1 protein-coding gene is annotated in these 2743 nt (G+C 49.5%); it reads right to left on the bottom strand.

What is annotated here, in order from left to right:
* On the bottom strand, positions 1–2716 hold a 2716-nt coding region (locus MK185_17685), incomplete at its 3' end, for an Ig-like domain-containing protein (protein ID MCH2042462.1).
* Between the last annotated feature and the right edge of the window lie 27 nt (positions 2717–2743).

Below are 2743 nucleotides of genomic sequence, written 5' to 3'. Positions count from 1 at the left end.
GCACAAGCAATGTTGTCGTGGCATCGTCTTCTACCGTACGGAAGGTCGACTGGTGGTCCGTTAAGGGATTGCCTTGGGTATCTTCAATACCACTTTGCGCAAATACTTGTATTGTACTGCCCACATTCCAGGGTTGAATCGGTGTAAAAGTAATGATTTGGTTGTCACCAGACACCTCGAGACTGCCTTCCACCAATAGACCGTCTTGTGACACCAATAAGGTCTCGGAGGTGACGGTCGCCGCATTCACCGGCTCGCTGACAAATAAGACAATATTTTTATCCACCTGCACCTGGCTAGCATTATTGCCCGGATAGGTTCGGTTAATAGACGGTCGCGTGGTTTCACCCAACACAGCGGTGCTGTAGACACTGATAAAATCAGCCAAGGCATTACCCGACAAATCCTGAACATCAGCCGTTGCTACCACGGAGATAACACTATTGGCAGGAACTGATGTCGTTGACAAGGTCACGGTACGATTATCATAGGAGCGACTGACAGAGGTCGTTATGCGCTCACCATTGGCATAGAGACCAAAGTTATCGGTATTAATGGTTCGGTAATCCAATGGCTCCGAGAATGTCAGTACCACTGCATTGCTGCTATCGATATCCACAGCGCCGTCAGCAGGCGTCACTTGTATGACAAGCGGTGGCGTCCCATCGGCATCCCCTATGGCGGTGGTAAAGTTAAGGCCATTCAGGGCTTGCATCGAATTACCCGCGACATCCTGTAATAAACGCTCACCCAAGATCGCATGGATCTCTGTTCCTGCCGGATAAGGCAGAGAGGGTGTAAACGTGAGTACCGTATGATCGGCACTCCAGGACAAGTCACCAGGCAATTTATTGCGAGTATCATCGATATACAGATAAACCGTCTCGGATAATGGGTTAGACGTCCGTGAACGTACCGGTTCACTGAAGGTCCACACCACAGGCGACGTGGTACTGACAGCGGTGGCATCATCCTCTGGCGTGACGGAGACCAGTGTGGGACTCGTCGTATCCACTTCGTCTGTCGTGGTAAAGGTTTGACTCACGGCAGTGGCAATCGCGTTCCCGGCGAGATCGCAGAGACCTGAAATTGTCACGCTATAGCTTGTATTAGCCTGAAGGGGTTCAGTCGGTGTTAACACCAAGCGCGTTCGACTTTGTGCTTCACTCACTGACCACGTAAAGGCCACGTCACTGTTGCCATCACTGATGGTCACATTGTCTGCGATCGGACAGCTCGCCACATCCAGTGGCGCACTGAATTCAATGGCAAGGGCACCATTGATCGGCATGGCCGTGTAATTATCCGGCACACTCCAGTCACTGATCGCCAAGGGTTCATCGGCTACATCACCAGCCATACGGAAGGCGTAACTGACTCGCAGCGTTTGGCCGCTCAAACTGGTAACCGTACCGCTGATAGTATAACCATCATTCGCGTGTAAAGCCGATTGAGGCGTCACCACCAATGTATCCCCACGTACGCGTTCAATATCAAGAGGAAACGCCACTGGCGAGCCATCAAAAGAATCCGTCAAACGCAGGCTTGCTGACACATCCAAGGGATGAAGATGCTGATTAAACGTCAATCCAATACGTGTATTGAGTGGGACATCGGTCTGATTATCAAACGGGCTTTGCTCTATGATCTGTAGCGTTGCCAACTCTGCACCATCACCCGTTGTAAAGTCATGACTCACCGCCACTGCCTGACGGTTACCACTGATGTCCTCTACCCCTTCTGCACGCAAGGTATACGCGGTATTAGCCAGTAATGGGTCCGCAAGATGCAAACGCACCCGGCGGTTACCATCACTCAGGGTACGGCTTTGTACGGGCAGTAAGTTACCGCCTTGCAACACGTTAAGCCCCTGAAGCGATAAGCCACTGACAGGCTCATTAAACTGTACCTCCAAACGCGCATTGGTTGGGACACTCACCTCGCCTTCGGCAACACTCATAGCGACCACACCCGGTGCAGTCGTATCGGCTTCAAATGCTGTTGTAAAGTGATATCGACGAGTCAGAGTCTGATTACCAAATAAATCTTCAAAGCTACTGAGTTGCACATAAAAGTCATGACCAACGGCAAGTGCTGCATCCGGTGTAATCGTTATTTTCTGACGATTCTGATCCAACTCGATCAGGGATGTTACCCGGAGATCGGTGGTTTGATCCTGCAAGTACACGTGTTCTGTACTGAAACTACCAACATTAATTCTTTCATTTAACAAGATATTGATCGTACTGTTGGTTGGTACATCAGTCGCATCATCGATTGGCGAGATATGCTCGGTAAAGGGTCCCTCGGTATCGATTGTATTACCTGTTGTAAACTGACTGGTGAAGGCTGCAGCCATCGGATTACCTGCAGTGTCTTGAATACCAGTAATACTGATCTGATACTCGGTAAAGTCATTCAGTAATTCAGCAGGCTCAAAGCGAATAGTAGCCCCATCATCGAGTAATGTTAAATTGCCGAAAACAGGGTTATTGGTAGCCAAATCGAGTACCTGAAATGCATCAAGATTGATAGAACGTACAGACAGCAACTCATTGAAGGTCGCATCAATAACCGTTGACTCTGCAATATCAGTACTGGCAGACGCTGGCGAAATTGCGATAACAGACGGTGGAACGGTATCCGGATTCAAAGGGTCAGTACCATTGGTCACTTCATCACCATCCGTGATGCCATCACCATCGGTATCAGCCACAGTAGGATCTGTGCCCAAACTGACTTC

Source organism: Saccharospirillaceae bacterium (assembly GCA_022448365.1).
In the GTDB taxonomy this organism is placed as follows: domain Bacteria; phylum Pseudomonadota; class Gammaproteobacteria; order Pseudomonadales; family Oceanobacteraceae; genus Bacterioplanoides.
Note: the sequence above shows the minus strand (reverse complement) of the source record. Positions and strands in the feature narration are given on the sequence as shown.